This is a genomic window from Tepidiforma sp., assembly GCF_034433535.1.
GTDB lineage: Bacteria > Chloroflexota > Dehalococcoidia > Tepidiformales > Tepidiformaceae > Tepidiforma.
In genome coordinates this window covers 1-20,077 of sequence record NZ_DAOUAO010000145.1, presented here as the reverse complement: position 1 = coordinate 20,077, position 20,077 = coordinate 1, and the positions used below count along the sequence as shown (strand labels likewise).

The window sequence follows — 20,077 nt, the reverse complement described above, 5'->3', positions numbered from 1 at the left end:
GCGGACGGAAACGCCGGGTTATTCGACCGAGGCGATGCGGGTGTAGCGTTCGATGACCGGGCGCCCGGCGAGAAGGCCCGCAAGCTTCGCCCCGAGGGCGCGCATGTGGTCGGTCTTGCCGTGGGCGTCGAAGGCGGCGGCGTCGCGGTAGTTTTCGTAGAAGAGGAACAGGGTCGGGTCGTTCTCGGCGACGTGGAGCGAGTAGGTGGGCACAGCCCCGGCTTCGTGCTGTTTGACGGCAGCAACCATCTCGGTGAGAGCGGCCTTGAGTTCGTCTTCTTTGCCGGGCTGAGCCTGGAGCTTTGCGACGATGGTGATCACGGGAGCCTCCTGGACGTGGACGTGGGCGGGATTGTACCGGGCGATGGTCGGTTGCGTGACAGGACTCCCCCCGGGGCGGCAGAATCGGGCGGATGCGGCTGCAGGAGATGCCGAAGGACGTTGCCGAGCGTACGGCGCTGGAGGCTGCGCGCCACCCGGCAGCGGCGCCGGGGGTGGAGCTGCCGGCGTGGTATTTCCGGCGCTGGCACTTCCTGCCGGAGGGCTACCTTTCGCGGCGGAGCACCGCCCTGTACGACCGGTTGATTCGGCCGGTGTACTGGTTCGGCAGCGAGGGGCGGGCGGCGCGGCTCCTCACGGCCTGGCTGGCCCGAACCCGGGCGCAGCGCGTGCTGGAGGTGGGAGCGGGGCCCGGGCGGCTGCTGGCCGCCGTTCTGAAGCGGCTGCCCGGCATCGAGGGACACGCCATCGACCTCTCGCCGTGGTTCGTGGAGATGGCGCGCCGCCGCCTGCCGGGCGGGACGGTCGAGCACGCCGACCTGGCCGGGTACGCCGCGCGGGGCGAGCAGTTCGACGCCGTAATCGCCACGCACGTGCTGGGTCACCTGCCGCGCAGCGAACAGCCGGCAGCAGCGGCTGCGCTCGGTCAGCTGGTCGCGCCGGGCGGCAGCCTGCTGCTCATCGAACACCGCTGGCACCGGCTGCCGCCGGACGGGATGTTCGGGCAGGGGCCGAAGGCGACGCGGGGACTTGGATTCGCGCGCCTGCTGGTCTTCCGGCAGCGCGAGGAGGGAGGGCACCAATGACATTCCCGGACGAAGAACGCCAACGGATTCGCTCCTACCTGGTGACGCAGGCGGCGGAACGGAGCATCGAGGAGCTCATCGGGCGAGTGGATGAGGGCGTGCAGCGGCTGCTCGAGGCCGCCCGCGCCATCGCGCCCGACCGCCGCGAGGTTTCCGCCGCCGAAGGCGAGTGGTCGCCGGCGGAGGCGCTGCGGCATGTCGCGGAGTGGCACGCTCGCGGCGCGGCCGACGTGCTGCACGTCGCGCTGACCGGCGAACGCCCGGCGGGCGAGGGTCCGCAGCTCCCGGCGGACTGGGACGGGCTGGTTCGGCTGCTGGAAGAGACCACTACCTCGCTCTTCGAACACGTCCGCGCCGCTGACCCGGGGGCGTTCCTCGAGGTGCGCTGGGAGCACCCGTTCTTTGGGATGCTGAACTGGCGGGAGTGGCTCCTCTTCCTGCGCCTGCACGCGCTGGACCACGCCCGGCAGCTGGGCGCGATGGCAGAGGCGGCCCGTGCGTGACCCGAAGCCGCTGCGGGTGGTCCACACCAGCGATGTCCACCTCGGGGCGTACGCCGGGTACGACGACCCGAAGTGGGTCGCGCGGCGCGAACTGATGGAAACAACCTTCCGGCGGGTCATCGACCTCGCCAACCGCGAATGCGCCGACGTGCTGCTGCTGGCGGGCGACATCTTCGACAACGACCGCGTGCCGGCGGAGACGGTGGAGTGGGCGGCGCGCGAAATCGCCCGCTTCGAAGGCCAGGCGTTGCTCATCCCCGGGAATCACGACCCGATGGACCCGGGCAGCATCTACTGGCGCAACGACATGGAAGCAATCGCGCGGCGGCTCACAATCGTGCGGGAACACCGGGGCGAACTGATCGAACCGGAGGGGCTCGACCTGGTGCTGTGGGGCCGGGCCTACCTCGACAGCGACTGGACCTTCCGGCCGCTAGACGGGCTGCCCGGGCGGGTGGACCGGCGCTGGCACATCGCGCTGGCGCACGGGCACTTCGTGCCCGAGGGCGGGGAGACGCACCGTTCGCTGCCGATTTTCGAGCGCGAACTGGCGGCGGCGCGCGGCGCGTGGGACTACTTCGCACTGGGCCACTGGGAGCCGCACGCGGATGTCAGCTGCGGCGGGGTGACCGCCATCTACTCGGGAGCGCCGATGCCGCTCAGCGACGCAAACCGCCGGGCGGGCATGGTGGCGATCATCGATTTCGACGCCGACGGGGTGCGCTGGCGAACCGAGCGGGTGGACCCGCGCCCGCCGTCCTGAACCCCTGCCTCCGGCGGCGGGCCGGTTCCCGCAAGGGCGGCGCGTGGTACACTCGCCCTGAGCGGTGGGGTGTGGCAGGGTAGCTCAGCCGGTCAGAGCGCACGACTCATAATCGTGAGGTCGGGAGTTCGAGCCTCCCCCCTGCTACCACAGGTCGCGGCATCCTTCCCCCGACAGCGGCGAGGTGGCGGTGCCGTGACTAAAAACTTGACTGCGACGGTCAACTTAGTACTGTGTCAATCATGACTGTTGTCCGGGCGCCGGAGCGCGCAGGCCTGAGCATGCCCGTTCGGCCTCTGCTGCTTGCGGGCGGCATCCTCGCCGCCTGGGCGTACTTCGACCACCGCGCCTTCGCTCTCGGTGCGTTCTGGCTGGTTGGCGTGGCGTTCGGCGTCATCCTGCAGCGCAGCCGGCTGTGCTTCGCCGGCGGCTTCCGCGACCTGATCCTGCTGGGCGACGGCCGGCTCCTCCGGGCCATAATCGTGGGCCTCGCGGTGGCGACTATCGGATTCGCCCTGCTCGAGGCGCGGCTGGCGCCGGACCCCGGCTTCGGTATCGCCCCGGCGGGGCCGCACATCCAGCCGGTCGGGTTCGCGACCATCGTGGGCGGGGTGATTTTCGGCGCCGGGATGGTCCTGGCAGGCGGCTGCGTTTCCGGCACCTTGTGGCGGATGGGCGAAGGCTACATCGCGTCGTGGGCGGCGATGGCGGGCATTGTGGCGGGAACGGCGATTGCGAATCACACCTGGAGCTGGTGGTACGACAACGACATCCGCGAGCGGACCGCGGTCTGGCTGCCGGCGGAGCTGGGCGGTTACCCGGCGGCGGTCGGGCTGACGCTGGCGGCGCTCGCGGGGGTGTACCTCGCGGTGCTGTGGTGGGAATCGCGGAGCCCGAAGATGCCGCAGTTCCCGGCCCTGCCGCCCGAGCCGGCCATGAGCTTCCGCGAGCAGCTCCAGCGGGGCTGGGACGCCGTGTGGTCGGGCCACGGCTGGAGCTACCTGACCGGTGCCGTGGCACTGGCGGTGCTTTCTGTCTTCGCGCTCGCTCTACAGGTGCCGCTCGGCGTCACCGGCGGTATCTCGCTCTGGGGCGATAATGTGCTCGCCTGGTTCAACCTGGGCGCGCTGCCGCTCAAGGGGAGCGACCTGCTGGCCGGCTGCACGGCGGGCGCCGCCGAAAAGTGGTTCACGGTGCGCACGGTGACGATGGTGGGGCTGGTGGCGGGGGCGTTCAGCGCCTCGATGCTCTCAGGGGAGTTCCGGCCGCGGTGGCCGCGACGTCCATCCCGGTACGTGCAGGCGATCACCGGCGGCCTGCTCATGGGCTACGCGTCGGTAATCGCCATCGGCTGCACCATCGGCGCGTTCTTTTCGTCGATTCCTTCGCTGGCGCTGGCCGGCTGGGTGTTCGGGATTTCGCTCCTCGGCGGTGCATGGGTCGGCGTCCAGCTGATCCGCCGGCTGCCGTAATCGACGAGCAAGGAGGGACCAGGTGGAACTCGATGTCCGCGGCGAGATGTGTCCGTACCCGGCGATGAAGGCCCGGGAGGCGCTGGGCAGGCTTCCGAAAGGGGAGCCGCTGGAGGTGATCACCGACCATGCTCCGGCCCTCTCCACGGTCCCGTGGGAGGGGGCGAAGCTCAACTACCGTTCCGCCATCGAGCCGATCGGCCGGGGCGTCTGGCGCATCCGGCTCGAACCTGCCGAGGCGCCGATCGACCAGCGCGCCGCACTCGCCGAGATCGCAAAGCGGGCCGCCGAGCTCGGCGCCAGCTGACCTGCAACGTAAGGAGGGAACTCATGTTTCGACGCTCGCAGTGGCGGCTCTTCGCCGCCGCATTCGTCCTCGCGCTGGCGCTGCCGATTGCGGCCGCCTGCGGCGGGGATGACGATGACACGGCTGGCAGCACCCCCGAACCCGCCGACGCGGTGACGGGCTACGCCGAGCCGGACCTGCTGGCCGAGACCGACTGGCTTGCGAACCAGCTGAACCGCACCGACCTGGTGGTGGTCGACATCCGCAAGAAGGAGGCCTACGACGCGGGCCACATCCCCGGCGCGGTCTGGTACGACCAGGCGGCACTGAAGGACCCCGACGAGAAGCTGTACGTCATCCGCGAGAGCCTGTTCGCAGAGAAGGCCGGGGCGCTGGGCATCGAAAACCAAAAGGAAGTCGTGATTTATGACGACGGCACGGGCCTGTGGGCGACGCGGCTCTGGTGGGTGCTGGACTACTACGGCCACCCGAAGGTGCGCGTGGTGAACGGCGGCTTCGCCAAGTGGGAGAAGGAGGACCGCCAGGTTACGAAGGAAGTCCCGACCGTGCAGCCGGCGACGTTCGTCGCGCGGGCGAACCCCGATGTGATCTGCGCGCTTGATTATGTGAAAGAGAAGGCGGAGAACCCCGACCCGAACGTGGTGATCCTCGATGCCCGCACGCAGGCGGAGTACGCCGGGGCCGATGTGCGGGCCGCCCGCGGAGGCCACGTGCCGAACGCCGTGAACCTGGACTGGCAGCTTTCGCTGACCGAATCGGACCCGAAGGTGTGGAAGCCGGCCGAGCAGCTGCGCGCTCAGTTCGAGAAGGCGGGCATCACAAAGGACTCGCAGGTCATCGTGTACTGCCAAACGGGCGTGCGTGCGGCGCATTCGCTGTTCACACTGCGGCTCGTCGGGCTGGGGCAGGGGAACCGGCTGTACGACGGCTCGTGGGCCGAGTGGGGCAACGCCAAGGACACGCCCATCCAGCAGTAGGCGGTCGGGCACACCGGCCTGAACAGGAGGGGAGCTCCAGCTGGAGCTCCCCTTTTTATGCGTCTGTGATGCTCCCCGCGGACTCCAGGATGATGCGCGCTGCGAGCCCTGTCGATTATCCAGGCAGGGATGGCTCGAAACGGCGTCTGGTCAGGCCTGGTTGTCCCGGCGGCGGCATGCGTGGTCGTTGCCGGTCTCGTCTGGGGCGGCAACGAAGGGCGGAAGTTCTCCTCGCGTTCGGCGGAAGAATGGGCACCTGAGACCCGCGTGGCGGCACCCCCAACGCCGACGCCGACGCGCGGACCGCATTGCGACCCCGCCTACCCGACGGTCTGCATCGCGTCGCCGCCTCCCAATTTGCGCTGCGATGACATCCCGCACCGGCGCTTCGAGGTGCTGCCGCCAGACCCGCATAACTTCGACGGCAACGGCGACGGCATCGGTTGCCAGGTGAACTAGTGGTCGGAAGTGACCACGAGGCGGTCCCCGGCTTGGATGCCGTCGGCGGCGCCGGCGGGCAGTTCGAGCACCTCGCGGGCGCCGCGCGCTGAAGCGATGCCGATCCATGGCCGCAGGCCCCGCGCGACCTTGAGCACCTGCCCATCTTCGGCGAGGAAGACCGCATCGATGGCAACGCCCATGAACATCATGTGGATGGACGAGCACGGGCGGATGAGCAGCCCCTCGCCCGGGGCAAGGCGGCGGCGAAACATGAGCCCCCGCAGGCGCGAGAGGTAGCGATCGGCGAGCCCAATGCGGTCGCCGAGGACGCGGCCGGAGGGTTCGTGCGTGACCGTGAGGCGGCGGACCATGGCGCGGGCATCGTACGCTGCGCGAACGGCTACCGGCCAGCCGGCGGCAGCACCTGGAAGGTGCGGGTGAAGCTCAGGACGTCCCGGCCGGTCCAATCGCGGCCGCGGAAGTCGATCTCGATGCGGTCGCCGAGGTCGCGCACGTCGAGAAGGCCGTACTGGCCGCCGCCGGGGAAGGCACCCTCGCTGTAGGGGCCGCCCTTCACCGAGCCGCGGCGGTCGAGCGCGCCGGCCTGCAGGACGGGGAAGCCGGGGCCGGAGCCGTCGCTGGCGAAGCGGTTGTTGCTGCCGTCATCGGCGGCGAGCATGTGGGCATCGCCGGAGAGCATGACGAGATTGGTGATGCCGTGCTCGACCAGGAAGTCGGCGATGCGGCGGCGCTCGTCGGCGTAGGCGCCCCAGTCGTCGCCGCCGGTGCTGGAGGAAATCCAGGGGACGCTGTTGACCCAGAGCGTGAGCGCGTGGGTATCGCGGGCGCTGAGCAGCTCATCGAAGAGCCACTGGAGCTGGCCCGGCCCGAGCATCGACTTGCCGGGGCCATCCGGGGCCGACGACGGGTCCCGCTCAGAGCGCGAGTCGGTGATGATGACCCGCACGCGGCCGATGCTGAAGGCCTGGGAGATGGGCCCGTCGGCCTCGCGGCCGGGGAGCGGGTAGTGGGGCACGATCTCCCGGTAGACCGCGCGCGCCGCGGGGCGTGAACGGGTGGTGCGGGCGGAGTCATTGCCGCCGTAGTCATGGTCATCCCAGGTGTAGGCGACGGGCACAGCGAGCCAGAGGGCCTGCTGGGCGGGCGCCGCCAGGGATTGCGCGAAGGCAGTGCGGATGGCGCCGGGGTCGTTGCGGCGGATGTCCTCGTAGTGGAAGTCGCCGGTGTGGATGAAGAGCAGCGGGCTGTCCTCGCGGATGCGATCGAAGACCCGTCCGTTGGAGCCGGTACTGGCGCAGGCGCCGAAGGCGACGCGGAAGCTGGCCGGGCCACGGGGGAAGGTGGTCACCACGCCGGAGCGCGCAGCGTCGGCCCGGCCGATGGCGACCGTCCAGCGGTAGCGCCGACCCGGGTCGAGGCCAGACACGTCAAACGCGGCGACGCCGGCCTCGCTGATGCGGGCCGCCTCCACCACCGTCGCCGGCCCGCCGGCTTCGGGCGCGACGATGAGCTGCACCGGGTGGCTGGCAGCGGCCCTGCGGCCCTCCGCCGTGAGGGCGGCGGTCACCCGGAAGCCGGTGTCGGTGACCGCACCGGCCCAGGCCCACGCCACGAGGTCGGCGGGCAGCAGGCGGACCTCGGAGGATGGGTGGGTGGGGCCGAGGTAGGCATCGTAGACGCGGAGCCCGGCGACCGTGGCGGCGAGGAGAAGCGCCGCCTGGAGGGCAAGGCCGGCGAGCGGCCGCCGACGGGGCGGACGCGTGAGCCGCCGGGCGAATTCGCCCAGGGCGCCGATCATGAGCGCCGTTCCGCCCGCGACGGCGGCGGCCGGGACCGGTTCGAGCCAGGCGATGACGAGGGCGGCCCAGCCTGCGGTGAGCGCGAGCGCCACGGCCGGGCCGCGGAGGGGGAAGACCGCGGCGCAGGCGAGAGCTGCCGCGGCCGCGGCGTAGAGCAGGGCGGTCGCCTCCCACGGGCGGGCGGCGAACCCGGGCGGTTCGCCCATCTGCCAGCGGGCGATGACCAGCAGTGCCGCGCCGCCGAACAGCAGGGTCGGCGGAAGGACGCTCGCGACCCGTTCGGCGGCGCTGCGCACGGCTGCTGCCCGGGGCCGACGCTAGGCGGTCACCGCCGCGAGGTCTTCGAGGCCGCGGGGCACGCGCGGCACCTGGACGGCCTGCACCTGCTTGATGATGTGCATCGCGCGCTCCCGCTGCTCGGGGGTCGAGGCCGGCAGCGGCAGGGTGATGCGGGAGGCGTACTCGCGGTGGTTGGCGATGAACTCGGGCAGTTTGTCGTAGGTGGACGTCTGGGCGAAGACGCGCAGGACGTCCTCGGGGATCATGCGCTGCATTTCGTCCCACTTGCCCTGCAGCGAGAGCTCGTGGAGCTGCATGCCGAGGTCCTTGAGGCCGTGGACCTCGAAGACCTCGTGGTACGAGCGGGTGGAGCCGTAGAAGGAGATCGGCTGGCGGAGCCGCTCGAGCCCCTGCTCGATTTCGGATTCGGTTTCGCCGAAGACGGTGAAGCCTCCGCCCGCGATTTCGATGTCCTGCCAGGTTCGACCGGAGCGCTTGAGGCCGATGGCCACGTTGGGGAGCACCACCTCGCGCATGTACTTATCGGTCATGAAGCCGTGGGGCATGACGACATCGGCGACTTCGCCGGCGACGCGGGCCATGGCATCGCCGACGCAGGCGAGGCCGACCTTCGGCCGGGGGTACTCGATCGGGCCGGGATTGAAGTTCGGCGTCATGAGGGTGAAGTGGTAGTACTTGCCGATGTACTCCGGCTTCTTGCCGGTCTGGAAGGAATCCCAGACGGCGTGGAGCATGCGGATGTACTCCTTCATGCGGGTCGCCGGGGCGCCGGGCCAATCGACGCTGAAGCGGTGCTGGTTGTGCCCCTTGACCTGCGAGCCGAGCCCAAGGGTGAAGCGGCCCTTGCTCATGTGCTGGATGTCCCAGGCCTCCATAGCGAGGACGGTGGGGCTGCGCGGGAAGGCGATGGTGACGCTCGTCTGCACTTCGAGCTTCTGGGTGGTGTAGGCGGCGATGGTGGCGGCGAGGATGGAGTCGTGCTGGGTCTCGGGGGTGCTGGCGAAGTCGTAGCCGAGCTCCTCAGCGCGGCGCGCCTGCTCGGGGACGGCGGTAAGCCAGGTGCCGCCGAATCCGGTGCCAACTTTCATGGTGCTGCCCTTTCTCCGGTTTCGTGGGTGACAGGCCGGGCGCGCCGGCCGGTATGGCGCGGAGTTTACGCTGCCGGCGAGGGGGTCGCACGGTGCGCCGCGACCTTTCCCTTTACGTCAGGGTTGCACTTTGGTAGTGTGCCGGCCAAAGCCCCTGACGACTGCAGCATGGAGTAGACAATGGATTTTCGTGATTCGCCCGAACAGGCGGCCTGGCGGCAGGAGGTGCGGCAGTTCCTCGAGCAGGAGCGCCCGAAGGTCGACCCCGATGTGAACCCGGTCGAGCTGGCGCGCGAACGGGGCGGCATCCTCAAGGAGTGGCGGGACAAGCTGGCGAAGAAGGGCTGGATCGCGCCGGCCTGGCCGAAGGAGTACGGCGGCGCCGGCCTCGGCGTGATGGAGCAGTTCATCATGAACGAGGAGTTCGCCGAGGCGCGCGTCCCGAACGTGGGCGGCATGGGCGTTTCGATGATCGGCCCCACGCTCATCATCCACGGGAACGACGAGCAGAAGAAGGAGCACCTCGGCGCGATCCTGCGCGGGGAGGTGCAGTGGTGCCAGGGCTACAGCGAGCCCGGCGCAGGCTCGGACCTGGCCAGCCTGCAGACCCGGGCCGTGCGGGACGGCGACGACTTCGTCATCAACGGGCAGAAGATCTGGACTTCGGGCGCACACAACGCGGACTGGATGTTCATGCTGGCGCGGACCGACCCGGATGCCCCCAAGCACCGCGGCATCACCTACTTCCTGGTCGATATGAAGAGCCCGGGGATTACGGTGCGCCCGCTGATCAACATGGCCGGGGGGCACCAGTTCAACGAGGTGTTCTTCGAGGACGTGCGCGTGCCGGCGCGGAACGTGGTCGGCGAGATCAACCGCGGCTGGTACATCGGCACCACGACGCTGGACTTCGAGCGCTCGTCGATCGGCAATGCGGTGGGCCAGCGGCAAACGCTGGAGTACTACCTGCGCTACTGGAAGGAGCACCGGGGCAGCGCCGTGACGGCATCGGCCAGCAAGGCGGCGCGGGAGGAGTTCGCGGACCGCTGGATTGAAGCGGCAACCGCGAAGATGCTCAGCTACCGAGTCATCAGCCTGCAGGCTGCCGGGCGCGTGCCGAACTACGAGGCGTCGATCGCGAAGCTGTTCAACACCGAACTGAGCCAGCGGATCGCCCGGACGGCGATGAAGCTGCTCGGCACCTCGGCGCTGCTCACCGGTCGCGACGCGCCGATGAAGGGTCGCGCGCCGCTCAGCTACCTCCAGACCGTCTCCTCGACCATCGCCGGCGGGACGAGCGAGATCCAGCGCAACATCATCGCCACGCGCGGCCTCGGGCTGCCCCGCGGCTGAGCAGGCGCCGGCGTTCGAGCACACTGCAGCGGCCCGGCGGAACACCCGCCGGGCCGCTTTTCGTCCGCGGCAACCGAACGGAAAGGCCCCCGGACGGGCCGACTTGCCGGGCGAAGTCGGGGTTCTAGACTGGAGGCCATGCGTGCACTGCGGCTGGCAGCGGGGGCGGTCGGGGCCGTACTCGCGCTGGCCGCGGTGGCGTCGGCTGCGGCGCACGCGGAGCCGGTCCGGGCGACGCCCGGTGACGGCGCGGTGGTGACCTCGCCGCCGCCTGAGATTGTGCTCACCATGAGCCAGGACTTGGCCCGGCAGGCAGGGGCGAACGACATCGAGGTGCTGGATGCGGCCGGGAGCGACGTGACCCCCGGCACGGCCGCCATCGACCCGGCTGACCGGCGGCGGCTCTCGGTCGCGCTGCCGGCGGACCTTGCGCCGGGGGAGTACGTGGTTCGCTGGAAGACCCTGAGCGCGGAGGACGGCGACCCGGCGAGCGGGGAACTTCGCTTCCGCTACGACCCGGCCGGCACACCCAACCCCGGGCGGGAGGTGCTCAAGGAGAGCGTGCTCGGCGGGGCGACCCCGGCCGCTGCGGCACCCGCGCCATCCGCGGTCGGCGGCGGTAGCGACGGCGACACCTCGTGGGTGCTGGTCGCCGCCGTAGCGGGGGCCGCGCTGGTGATCGGGGCAGGCGGGATGTACCTGCTCACCGGGAAGGGCGAATGACCCGGCGGGGTTTTGCGGCACTCGTCGCGCTGGCGCTGGTGCTCGCCCTGCTGCCGGGCGGGCAGGCGGAGGCGCACGCGGCCCTGCGCGCCTCGGAGCCGGCGGCGAACGCCTACCTGCAGCGCCCGCCCCGGGAGGTCATCCTCGACTTCAGCGAGCCGATCGATGCGCGGGGCAGCACCGTGCGGCTGCTCGATGCGCGGGGAGCAGTGGTCGCGACCGGGGAGCCGGTGGTGACCGGTGCGCGGATGCGCGCCACCCTTCCGGAGCTGGCCCCGGGCATCTACAACGTCCTCTGGAGCAACGTTTCGCTGGTCGACGGCCACGCGATCAGCGGCTCGTACCCGTTCACCGTGCTCAACCCCGACGGCTCGGTGCCGGCGGGCGAGAACCTGGTCCAGGCGGCCGGGAGCAGCGCCGACCGGCTCGGCAGGGAGGACGGCATCGCCGTGCGCTGGCTCTCCCTGCTGGGGCTGATGATGGTCGCCGGGGCGGCGGTCATCCTGCTGCTCTGGCCGGAGCGCCCGCCGGGGGTGACGCCCCTGCTGCAGCGGCTCGCCTTCGCCGGGATCGGGGCAGCGGCAGCCGCGACGCTGCTGAACGCGGCGCTGCTCCGGGATACCTACAGCACGCTGAGCCTCGGCGCGCTGCTGTTCGATACGCGCACCGGCCTGGCGGTCGTAGGCAGGGCGGGGGCGCTGGTGTTCGCGGCCGCGGCGGCGGGCCTGGCCGTGCGGCATCCGAGGGCGGCAGCCTGGGGGCTCGCGGCAGCGGTGCTCGGGTTCCTCTGGAGCTATACCGCGACCAGCCACGCCGCCGCGGTGCCGGGCAGCGGCTGGGCGCGCATCATCGACGTCCTGCACGCGGGCGCGGCGGTGGGGTGGATGGGCGCAGTCGCGGGGGCGGCGGTGGCGGCGCGCCTGGCCCGGCGCACGGCGCCCTGGCGGCCGCTGCTGCGGCGCTTCGCGCGGCTGGCTTCAGCGCTCGTCTTCGTGCTGCTGGCGACGGGCCTGCTCGGGGCGCTCGTCCACATTGATTCGCCGGGCAAGCTCACCGAAACGACGTACGGCCGCGTGGTGCTGGCAAAGCTGGCGCTCATGGTGCCGCTGCTGGCGGTGGCGCTCTACAACGCGCGCCGGGGCAAAGAACGGCTGGCGGCGGCGCGGCGCGGCGAGCCCCGGCGGTTCCGCATCTCGGCAGCGGCGGAGCTGGGAGTCGGGCTGGCGGTCATGCTGGCTGCGGCGGTGCTCAGCCAGACGCCGACCTCGCGCTCGATCGTGGTCGAGCCGGAACACCGGCCGTTCGACGTGACGGCCCCGGCTGCCGACCTGCAGGTTCGGCTGACGGTCGACCCGAACCGGACCGGGTTCAACCGCTTCACGGCGAGGGTACGCGACGCGAGCGGGCAACCCCGGGACGTCGAACAGGTGCGGCTGGTGTTCCGCTACCAGGAGGACCAATCGGTCGGGCCGGCGACGCTGGTGCTGCAGCGCACCGGCGAGGGCGAGTACGCGGCCGAGGGGCCGTACCTGCCGCTGGAGGGCCGCTGGCGGGTGGAGCTCGAACTGCGGCGTGCGGACGCCGATGATGCGCGGACGTTCTTCGACGTGCGCCCCGCCGGCGCCCTGGCGACAGCAACGACCGAGCGGGGCGGGACCTGGTCGCTGCCGACCGCGGGCCTGAGCTGGAACCAGTTCGCCGGGCTGGCGATCCTGCTCGCCGGGCTGGGGCTCGCGTTCGCGCGCGGCGCCCTGCGGGAGGCCGGGCGGCTGGCGGGGATGGCCGGCAGCACCGGCACGATGCTCGGGGTCGGGCTGGGCGTGCTGCTGCTGTTCGGGGTCCATGCGCACGAGCCGCCCACGGGCATGCCCACCAACCCGATTTTCCCGGACGCCGACTCCATCGCCCGGGGTCGGGCGCTCTACGAAGCGAACTGCATCGCCTGCCACGGGCGAACCGGCGTGCCGCCGCCGGGGCTCGACCTGAACCCGTACCCGCTCGACCTGACGGTGCACGTGCCCCGGCACCCGGACGGGCAGATCTTCCGCTTCATCGCGGATGGGATCCCCGGGACGGCGATGCCGGCGTGGAAGGAGCAGGGCCTGAGCGATGAGGAGATCTGGCACCTGGTCAATTACCTGCGGACGCTGGCGCCAGTGACGGAGTAGGCAGCGCCGCCGGGCCGGCTCCGGTATGATGGGCGGTCGCCGGGAGACAGCACCGGCAGGAGGTAAAAGCGATGGTCACCATCGTCGGAAATGTGCGCCCCGAAGACGACTACACCCACCCGCTGGGGCCGGAAGAGAACTTCAACGAATCGGTTTATTTCAATTTCTTCGACCGCCAGCAGCAGATGGGCGGGTTCCTGCGCATCGGCAACCGCGCCAACGAGGGCTACGCGGAGGTCACGGTCATCGTCTACCAGCCCGATGGCTCGGCGCTGTTCAACTTCAAGCGGCCGCAGATCAGCAGCAATGACGGCTGGGACGCGGGCGGGCTCAAGGTGGAGGTGCTTACCCCGGGCGAGCGGCTGCGCACCACCTACGAGGGCTCGGTGGTGTATCTGAAGGACCCGCGCGAGATGCGCGAGCCGAGTGTGGCCTTCAAGGAGAACCCGCACCGGCGGATCCGGCTCGACCTGCTGCACGATGGGGTCGGGCCGATTTACGGACACGTGGCCGAGCCGGGCAAAGCGGGCTCGCAGAACGAATTCGCGCGGGCTCATTACGAGCAGCACATGCGCGTGACCGGCACCCTCCAGGTGGACGATGGCCCGGCGCTGCAGATCAGCGGCTACGGGCTGCGCGACCACTCGTGGGGGCCGCGCTACTGGCAGTCGACGCCCTCGTACCGCTGGATCACCGGCAACTTCGGCGATGACCTGGGCATGGTGATTTCGATCGTGGGCGATCGCATCGGCGGGGTGTTCCACAAGGGCCCGGACACCATCATCCAGGTCAAGGACGTCCAGCTCGAAACGGACTACGAGGACAACACGAACTACCACCGCGCGCTGCGGGCGCAGGTGACGCTGGCCAACGGCGAAACCCACCGGCTCGAGGGGACGGTGAAAGGCTTCATCCCGCTGCGCAACCGCCGGGCCGGGAAGTTCACCCACATCGGCGAGGGGATGACCGAGTACGTGCTCGACGGCGAGCGGGTGGGCTACGGCCTGAGCGAATACCTCGACCAGGTCGAGTAGCGCGTGGACCGGGCGCAGGTAGCGGAAGGGCTCACGCGGTTCCTGGCCGCGCGGACGGGCGGGGAGGTCCGGGTCGAGAACCTCGCCCGGCTCTCGGGCGGGGCCTCGCGGGAGACCTGGGCGTTCGATGCGGAGACCCCGCAGGGGCGGCTGGAGGGCATCCTGCGGGCGGACCCGGTGCCCGATGCGCCGACCATCCCGGGGCGCGAGCTCGAGTACCACCTGATCAGGGCGGCGTGGGATGCCGGCGTGCGCGTCCCGGAGCCGCTCTGGGATGGCGACGACACCTTCCCGGTGAAGTTCTTCGTGATGCGGCGGGTGCCGGGGGAGACGCTCGGCGCCCGCCTGATCCGGGGCGAGCAGTACGCCAGGGCGCGCGAGGTGGTGCCGTTCCAGCTGGCGCAGGACCTGGCGCGCATCCACGCCATCCGCGAAGCAGAGCACCCGGAGCTGGCCGCGCTCGAACGGCCGCCCGCGGGCAAGTCCTCCGCCGAGGCGCAGCTCGACTACTACGAGAACAACTACCGCACCTCGGGGCTTGACCCGCACCCGGTGTTCGAGCTGGCCATCCGCTGGCTGCGGCAGCACCTGCCGCAGCCATGCGAGCCGGTGCTGGTGCACGGCGATTTCCGCCTGGGCAATTTCATCTTCGATGAGACCGGGGTCCGGGCCATCCTCGATTGGGAGCTGGCGCACTGGGGCGACCCGATGGAGGACCTCGGCTGGCTGGCGGTGAAGTCGTGGCGGTTCGGCGGGAAGCGGCCCATCGCCGGCGTCGGCGACCGGGAGGCGTTCATCGAAGCGTACGAGGCGGCCGGCGGGAAGCAGGTCAACCGGCAGCATTTCCTCTGGTACGAGATGTTCGGGAACCTGAAGTGGGGCGTCATCACGATGACGCAGGCCGGCACCTACCTGAGCGGCCGCAACCGCAGCGTCGAACTGGCGGCCATCGGCCGGCGCACAGCAGAGACCGAGATTGTGCTGCTCGACCTGCTGGAAGGGAGGCTCGACTGATGCAGGACCGGCCGACGATTGATGAGCTGCTGGAGGCGGTCGCAGGCTACCTGCGCGACGACGTGATGCCGAACACGCAGGGCCGCCTTTCGTTCCACGCGCGGGTTTCGATGAACGTGTTGGAGATGCTGCGGCGCGAGCTGGCGATGATGGAGGAGCACCTGTCGCGGGAGTGGGATGGGCTGGACCACCTGCTCGGGGTGGCGCCGATGCCGCCCGGCATCGAGGCGACGCGGAAGGCGCTGCTGGAGCGCAATGAGCAGCTCTGCGAGCGCATCCGCGCGGGCGAGGCCGACTCGGGGGCGTGGCGCGTTTCGGTGCTCCAGCACCTGCGGCGGGTCACGCTGGACAAGCTCGATGTTTCGAACCCGGCACTCGCCGCGGAGTTTCGCGAGCGCGACGCGGGCTGAGGCGGCGGGTCAGTCGCCGGCGGGGGAGGCCGGCAGGCCCGCGGCCTCGCGGAGGGCGGCCTCGCGGGCGGCTGCCTCGGCGGCTTTCTTCGCCTCGGCCCGGTCCTGGCGCGTGAAGGCCGGCATCACCTCGCGGGCGAACAGGCGGAGCGAGTTGAGCACCTGCTCCTGCGGGATGGTCTCGCCGGTGTTGAGCAGGAAGACCATGCGGTCGACGCCGACCTCCTCCCACCACTTGAGCGCCTTGATGCAGGCCTCGGGGTCGCCGATGGGCGTGCCTTCGCGGACGGGGCCGACGACATCGCCGGGGCGATTGCGGAGGGGAGCGGCGCTGGCGTGGGCGTGGTAGGCGGGCGAGGGGTAGATGCTGCCGACGCCGACGAGGTGGGCGGCGCGGAGCCCGAACTGGAGCGCTGCCATCCCGCCGATGGCTTTGGCGCGGGCGTCGTCCTCATCGCAGTACATGAAGGCGACGCCGTTGACCTGCTCGTTGACCGTTTCGCCGATGGGCTCGCAGTTGCGGATGGCGCGGTGGTAGTCGCGGACCATCTGCTGGTAATCGAGCGGGGCGCCGAGGGTGACGCCGAGCATGCCCATGCCGCGCTCGCCGGCCTGCACGGCGGTCTCGGGCGACTGAACGGCGACCCAGAGGGGCGGGTGCGGCTTCTGCAGCGGCTTGGGGATGACGTTGCGCTGCGGCATGCGGAAATGCCGGCCGTTCCAGGAGAAGTTGTCGGAGGTCCACATCCTGACCACCGCGCGGGTGCATTCGTCCCACATCTCCTTGGTGACATCGGGTTCGCAGCCGAAGCCGCCGAGTTCGGTCCAGGTGGCCGAGCGGCCGGTGCCGAACTCGAGCCGGCCGTTGCTGAGGATATCGAGGGTGGCCGCGCGTTCGGCCACGCGCGCCGGGTGGTTGATCGGCGGGAGCATGAGGGCGATGCCGTGGCCGAAGCGGATGCGCTGCGTGCGGGCGGCGCAGTACGAGAGGAACACCTCCGGCGCGGAGGAGTGGGAGTACTCCTCGAGGAAGTGGTGCTCGACCTCCCAGACCTGGTCGAAGCCGAGCTCATCGGCGAGCACGACCTGCTCGACGGCCTGGTGGAGGACCCGGTGTTCCGACCGGTCGTCCCAGGGCTTGAGGACGGAGTGTTCGTAGAAGATGCCGAATTTCATGGTCGCGCCGCCTGAAAAGTCGTAAGCCGGAGGCTAACGGTTATGCTAGCATCCTGCCAATCCCCCCGGGGGAAGACCGTGAACCGAACGGTACTGCTGACGGACACTGCAACCTGCCTGGGCCGCGAGGCGGCGCTCGAGCTGGGCGTGGGCCTGGTGGCGGGCAGCTTTTCGATCCGCGACGAGCGGCAGGGTGACGACGAGCGCGCCTGGCGGGCGGCCTACGAGCGCCTGCGAAGCGGCTGCGAGCTGCCGCGCACGTTCGCACCGCCGGAGCGGGCGTTTGTGGAGGCGATGACCGGGCCGGCCCGCGCCGGACAGCCGGTGCTCTGCCTGGTGACCCCGTTCGATGTGAGCCCGAGCTTTACGACCGCCTCGGCGGCGGTGCTGTCCGTCCAGGATGAGCTGCCCGAGTCGCGCATCAAGGTGGTGAACCCCGGCATCGGGCACGCCGGGCTGGGGGCACTGCTGGCGAGCCTCGCAGGGATGGCGGCAGCCGGTGCTTCGCTGGACGCGCTGCTGGACGCGGTGGAGGAGCTGGGCCCCGCCTGCGAGGCGGTAGTCATCCCGGCCGACACGCGCTGGCTCGAAGCGTCCGGGCGGCTGGCGCTGGTCGAGGAGCGGCTCGGCACGCTCGATGAGGACATCCCGCTGCTGCGCATCGGGACGAGGGTGACCGGGCTGGGGCGGGCGTCCTCGCACGAGGTGGCCCTGGAGGCGGCGCTGGGCCGGCTCGCGGGGTGCGCCGCGGACGGCCCGGTGAACGCCGTCGTTGGGCACGCCGCCGCTCCGGGGCTGGCGGAAGAGGCCGCCGACCGGCTGCGCCGGAAGTGCGCTGTCGACCACCTGGTGGTTGCCGAACTGCCGATGACGATCGGCGCGATTGTGGGGCCGGGCGCGCTGGCCATTGGCGCGGCGCCGGCGCCGAAGGGAGGAACCGATGCCTGACCGCGGCCAGCGGACGCTGGCGAAGTATGTTACTGCCGGGGCTCCGGGCGGCAGCTGTCGCATCGAGCGCTCCCGGCTGCTGCAGGTCACCTTCGAGGTGGACCGCGATGCGGCGCTGGCGCTGATGCCGGAGGACGTGACCCGGCCGATCCCGTGCTACGCGCGCCTGCTGGTGGTGGAAGACCTCGGGCACGAAGGCGCCGGCTTCGCGGTGCTGGGCCTCGGCGGGCGGTTTCGCATGCTGCCGCGGAACGTGTTCGTCGTCGGGGTCGCCGCCGCACCCGGGTCGGCGGCCGATGGCCTGCCGGGCCCGTGGCTGAGCGGGAGCGCGGCCATCCGCCGCGGGGAGGGCGAGGTCACGGCGGAGGTGGAGGTCGAGGGACGGACGGTCGCTTCGGTGCGGCTGCCAGCGCCGTTCGCCATCGACCCCGGCATGCTGCGCTGGGACGCCTGGGTGGTGGGCGTGAGCGACCAGAGGCGGCCGGCGCTGGCGGAGTCGCCGTTCGAGGTGCGGGCGGAGCAGACCTGGCTCTCGCGCGGGTTTTCGGTGGAGGCCGTGCAGGGGCTGGACCGGGCGAGTCCGTTCCGGCGGCTGCGGCCGCTGCTGCCGGTGTCGGCGTGCGTGGTGGAGGGGGCGGTGACGTTCGGGCCGGTGGCGGTCCCGGCGCCGCTGGCGATCGGCTAGGCAGCGGGGGCGCTGCCGGTGTGGTAGATTCCGCGCGCGGCGTCGCGCCGGGCGCCGAAGGGAGGCACCTCGATGAAGTTCGGCATTTTCTACGAGATTTCGGTTCCCCGGCCGTGGGGGCCGAAGACGGAGTACGAGGTCTACCAGAACTGCCTGGAGCAGGTGAAGCTGGCCGATGAGCTTGGCTTCGACCAGGTCTGGGCGGTCGAGCACCACTTCCTCGAGGAGTACTCGCACTGCTCGGCGCCCGAGATCTTCCTGACCGCCTGCGCGATGGTGACGAAGAACATCCGCATCGGGCGCGGGATTGTGGTGTGCGTGCCGCAGTTCAACAACCCGATCAAGGCCGCAGAGGTGGCGGCGACGATGGATATCGTCTCGGGCGGGCGGCTCGAGTTCGGGACCGGGCGTTCGGCGACGTGGACGGAGCTGGGCGGCATGATGGCCGACCCGGACGAGACCAAGAAGACGTGGGATGAGTGGACGCGGATCATCCCGCAGATGTGGATGAACGAGCGCTTCGGCTACCAGGGCCGGGCGTTCAGCATGCCGCAGCGGGCCGTCATCCCGAAGCCGCTGCAGAAGCCGCACCCGCCGATGTGGGTGGCGGTGACCAGCCCTGGAACGGAGCTCGACGCCGCCGACCGCGGCATGGGGAGCCTCGGGCTGACGTTCGGCGGCTTCGCCGAGCAGGAGAAGAAGATCGCGGAGTACCGGCGGCGCATCAAGTACTGCGACCCGGTCGGGGCGTTCGTCAACGAGCAGGTGAACACGGTCAACTTCCTGTTCTGCCATGAGGACCTCGAGTACGGCGCGAAGACCGGCCAGCGGCTGGCAGGCACCTTCAACTACCTCGCCGAGCAGCTGCTGGCAGCCCGCCAGGCCTACCCGACCCGTTCGTACCCGAACCTGGGGCTGCTGCCGGCCCTGCGGCGGGAGGCGACGAGCGCGCCGGAAGGGCAGATCCCGGAGGGCCTCTGCATTGGGGACCCGGACCGCATCATCGAGGTCATCAAGAAGTGGGAATCGGTGGGGGTGGACCGGATCAACTTCCTGCTGAACGCAATCGAGACGGTGCCGCAGGAGGAGGTGCTGGCGAGCATGCGCCTCTTCGCGAAGGAAGTGATGCCGAAGTTCGCGGAGAAGCCCGCGAGGGCGGCCGCACCGGCGCCGGCCGCGGTGGGAGGGGGCGACTAATGCCGCTCGTCGGGACCCGCCCTGTTGCCGATTTTGCCTCCGGCCCGCTGGTGAGCCAGCCCACCGGCGACCCGTGGGTGCTCGAAGGCGCCCACATCCTGCAGCTGATGTACGAACTCGACCAGTCGGCGATGACCGCCCTGCTGCCGCCGGCGCTCCACCCGACGATCCCGCCCACGCTGGTCGTCACCGTGCTGCGCGCCCCGGCAAGCCCGGCGGGGCCGTTCGTGCTGGCCGAGGCGAAGGTCGGGTGCCGCTCCGGGGCCCGGCCGCGGGCGCTTTCGCTGCGCGCCTACTGCGACTCGGCCGAAGCCGCGCAGGCGCTGGCTGAACGCTGGGGCCACCCGGTTGCGACCGCCGACGTGCAACTGAAGAAGCGGTACGATCGCTGCTGGGCGACCGTGGCGCTCGATGGCGCGACCGTGCTCGATGCGCACCTCGCGGACCCGGAGCCGATCAGCGGCAACGACATCCAGTACCTGGCGAACCTCAACGCCGCGCGGATCGAGCGCAGCGGCGAGGTGGTGCCGCGGCTGATCCAGGTCGACCCGGAATACCGCTTCCACAGCGCCGACCGCGGCCGGCCGGAGTTGAAGGCGTTCGATGCCGGGGC

At 70.9% G+C, this 20,077-nt stretch carries 22 protein-coding genes and 1 tRNA gene; 18 read left to right on the top strand and 5 right to left on the bottom strand.

Going from position 1 to position 20,077, the window contains the following annotated elements:
• Positions 1 to 18: 18 nt before the first annotated feature.
• Entirely contained in the window at positions 19 to 321 is a 303-nt protein-coding gene (locus VAE46_RS08095) for a putative quinol monooxygenase (RefSeq protein ID WP_322796422.1), read from the bottom strand.
• Between the two features lie 92 nt (positions 322 to 413).
• Between VAE46_RS08095 and VAE46_RS08090 the strand changes: the two genes are divergently transcribed.
• The 8 genes from VAE46_RS08090 (at position 414) to VAE46_RS08055 (ending at position 5,566) form a co-directional block, all read left to right on the top strand.
• A complete protein-coding gene (locus VAE46_RS08090; RefSeq protein WP_322796421.1) occupies positions 414 to 1,085 on the top strand; it encodes a class I SAM-dependent methyltransferase in 672 nt (223 codons plus the stop codon).
• Positions 1,082 to 1,588, top strand: a complete 507-nt coding sequence (locus tag VAE46_RS08085; RefSeq protein WP_322796420.1) for a DinB family protein — start codon at positions 1,082 to 1,084, stop codon at positions 1,586 to 1,588. The genes VAE46_RS08090 and VAE46_RS08085 overlap by 4 nt, the downstream gene beginning before the upstream one ends.
• Entirely contained in the window at positions 1,581 to 2,351 is a 771-nt protein-coding gene (locus VAE46_RS08080; protein ID WP_322796419.1) for a metallophosphoesterase family protein, read from the top strand. The genes VAE46_RS08085 and VAE46_RS08080 overlap by 8 nt, the downstream gene beginning before the upstream one ends.
• Before the next feature lie 73 nt (positions 2,352 to 2,424).
• A tRNA-Met gene (locus tag VAE46_RS08075) sits at positions 2,425 to 2,501 on the top strand.
• Between the two features lie 131 nt (positions 2,502 to 2,632).
• On the top strand, positions 2,633 to 3,823 hold the full coding sequence (locus VAE46_RS08070) for a YeeE/YedE family protein (protein ID WP_322796418.1): 1,191 nt from the start codon (positions 2,633 to 2,635) through the stop codon (positions 3,821 to 3,823).
• Positions 3,824 to 3,845: 22 nt separating this feature from the next.
• Entirely contained in the window at positions 3,846 to 4,130 is a 285-nt protein-coding gene (locus VAE46_RS08065) for a sulfurtransferase TusA family protein (RefSeq protein WP_322796417.1), read from the top strand.
• Between the two features lie 23 nt (positions 4,131 to 4,153).
• On the top strand, positions 4,154 to 5,107 hold the full coding sequence (locus tag VAE46_RS08060) for a sulfurtransferase (protein WP_322796416.1): 954 nt from the start codon (positions 4,154 to 4,156) through the stop codon (positions 5,105 to 5,107).
• A gap of 129 nt (positions 5,108 to 5,236) precedes the next feature.
• On the top strand, positions 5,237 to 5,566 hold the full coding sequence (locus tag VAE46_RS08055) for a hypothetical protein (RefSeq protein ID WP_322796415.1): 330 nt from the start codon (positions 5,237 to 5,239) through the stop codon (positions 5,564 to 5,566).
• Here VAE46_RS08055 and VAE46_RS08050 read toward each other — a convergent pair.
• The 3 genes from VAE46_RS08050 to VAE46_RS08040 are packed head-to-tail and all read right to left on the bottom strand — an operon-like array spanning position 5,563 to position 8,756.
• Entirely contained in the window at positions 5,563 to 5,919 is a 357-nt protein-coding gene (locus VAE46_RS08050; RefSeq protein ID WP_322796414.1) for a DUF192 domain-containing protein, read from the bottom strand. The two genes, VAE46_RS08055 and VAE46_RS08050, sit on opposite strands and share 4 nt — an antisense overlap.
• Before the next feature lie 29 nt (positions 5,920 to 5,948).
• On the bottom strand, positions 5,949 to 7,664 hold the full coding sequence (locus VAE46_RS08045; protein ID WP_322796413.1) for an alkaline phosphatase D family protein: 1,716 nt from the start codon (positions 7,662 to 7,664) through the stop codon (positions 5,949 to 5,951).
• A 21-nt stretch (positions 7,665 to 7,685) separates the two neighbouring features.
• Complete coding sequence (locus tag VAE46_RS08040; protein WP_322796412.1) at positions 7,686 to 8,756, bottom strand: TIGR03617 family F420-dependent LLM class oxidoreductase; 1,071 nt, start codon at positions 8,754 to 8,756, stop codon at positions 7,686 to 7,688.
• A gap of 180 nt (positions 8,757 to 8,936) precedes the next feature.
• On the opposite strand from VAE46_RS08040, the gene VAE46_RS08035 reads away from it, so the two are divergent.
• The 6 genes from VAE46_RS08035 to VAE46_RS08010 all read left to right on the top strand — a co-directional run bounded on the left by VAE46_RS08035 (position 8,937) and on the right by VAE46_RS08010 (position 15,458).
• Positions 8,937 to 10,109 carry an acyl-CoA dehydrogenase family protein gene (locus VAE46_RS08035; RefSeq protein ID WP_322796411.1) on the top strand — a complete coding sequence of 391 codons (1,173 nt, stop codon included), beginning with the start codon at positions 8,937 to 8,939 and terminating at the stop codon, positions 10,107 to 10,109.
• A gap of 138 nt (positions 10,110 to 10,247) precedes the next feature.
• Complete coding sequence (locus VAE46_RS08030; RefSeq protein ID WP_322796410.1) at positions 10,248 to 10,832, top strand: copper resistance protein CopC; 585 nt, start codon at positions 10,248 to 10,250, stop codon at positions 10,830 to 10,832.
• Positions 10,829 to 13,000, top strand: a complete 2,172-nt coding sequence (locus VAE46_RS08025) for a FixH family protein (RefSeq protein ID WP_322796409.1) — start codon at positions 10,829 to 10,831, stop codon at positions 12,998 to 13,000. The genes VAE46_RS08030 and VAE46_RS08025 overlap by 4 nt, the downstream gene beginning before the upstream one ends.
• A gap of 71 nt (positions 13,001 to 13,071) precedes the next feature.
• A complete protein-coding gene (locus VAE46_RS08020) occupies positions 13,072 to 14,034 on the top strand; it encodes a hypothetical protein (protein WP_322796408.1) in 963 nt (320 codons plus the stop codon).
• 3 nt (positions 14,035 to 14,037) lie between these two features.
• Complete coding sequence (locus tag VAE46_RS08015; RefSeq protein ID WP_322796407.1) at positions 14,038 to 15,048, top strand: phosphotransferase family protein; 1,011 nt, start codon at positions 14,038 to 14,040, stop codon at positions 15,046 to 15,048.
• Complete coding sequence (locus VAE46_RS08010; protein ID WP_322796406.1) at positions 15,048 to 15,458, top strand: DUF6285 domain-containing protein; 411 nt, start codon at positions 15,048 to 15,050, stop codon at positions 15,456 to 15,458. Before VAE46_RS08015 ends, VAE46_RS08010 begins: the two co-directional genes overlap by 1 nt.
• A gap of 9 nt (positions 15,459 to 15,467) precedes the next feature.
• Here VAE46_RS08010 and VAE46_RS08005 read toward each other — a convergent pair whose 3' ends face one another.
• The gene (locus VAE46_RS08005; RefSeq protein ID WP_322796405.1) at positions 15,468 to 16,634 is read right to left on the bottom strand and encodes an LLM class flavin-dependent oxidoreductase; all 1,167 of its coding nucleotides are present in this window, start codon (positions 16,632 to 16,634) and stop codon (positions 15,468 to 15,470) included.
• Positions 16,635 to 16,712: 78 nt separating this feature from the next.
• Between VAE46_RS08005 and VAE46_RS08000 the strand changes: the two genes are divergently transcribed.
• The 4 genes from VAE46_RS08000 to VAE46_RS07985 all read left to right on the top strand — a co-directional run.
• Entirely contained in the window at positions 16,713 to 17,582 is an 870-nt protein-coding gene (locus tag VAE46_RS08000; protein ID WP_322796404.1) for a DegV family protein, read from the top strand.
• Positions 17,575 to 18,267: a hypothetical protein gene (locus tag VAE46_RS07995; RefSeq protein WP_322796403.1), complete on the top strand. Its 693-nt coding sequence runs from the start codon at positions 17,575 to 17,577 to the stop codon at positions 18,265 to 18,267. The genes VAE46_RS08000 and VAE46_RS07995 overlap by 8 nt, the downstream gene beginning before the upstream one ends.
• Before the next feature lie 72 nt (positions 18,268 to 18,339).
• Positions 18,340 to 19,464 carry an LLM class flavin-dependent oxidoreductase gene (locus tag VAE46_RS07990; RefSeq protein WP_322796402.1) on the top strand — a complete coding sequence of 375 codons (1,125 nt, stop codon included), beginning with the start codon at positions 18,340 to 18,342 and terminating at the stop codon, positions 19,462 to 19,464.
• Positions 19,464 to 20,077, top strand: a 614-nt coding sequence (locus VAE46_RS07985; RefSeq protein WP_322796401.1) for an acetoacetate decarboxylase family protein, incomplete at its 3' end; no start/stop codon positions are given. The genes VAE46_RS07990 and VAE46_RS07985, both read left to right, overlap by 1 nt.